At 54.4% G+C, this 285-nt stretch carries 1 rRNA gene; it reads left to right on the forward strand.

Annotation, left to right across the window (positions count from 1 at the left end):
• Positions 1 to 285: ribosomal RNA gene (locus tag AB1Z34_RS11195) — 23S ribosomal RNA — on the forward strand; the annotation flags it as partial.

Below are 285 nucleotides of genomic sequence, written 5' to 3' on the forward strand. Positions count from 1 at the left end.
CAGGGTCTGCTAGTCCTGCGTTGTGTTGTGTGGGTGTAGCGGAAGTGGATTGGAATGTCCTGCCGTAGACGGTGAGAGTCCGGTACGTGAAACACCCGTGCGTGCAATTGGTGTGTTGCCCGAGTAGCAGCGGGCTCGTGGAATCTGCTGTGAATCTGCCGGGACCACCCGGTAAGCCTAAATACCTGCTTATGACCGATAGCGGATTAGTACCGTGAGGGAATGGTGAAAAGTACCCCGGGAGGGGAGTGAAATAGTACCTGAAACCATGTGCTTACAATCCGT

Source organism: Corynebacterium sp. 045007, from assembly GCF_040743205.1.
Classification (GTDB): Bacteria; Actinomycetota; Actinomycetes; order Mycobacteriales; family Mycobacteriaceae; genus Corynebacterium; species Corynebacterium jeikeium_D.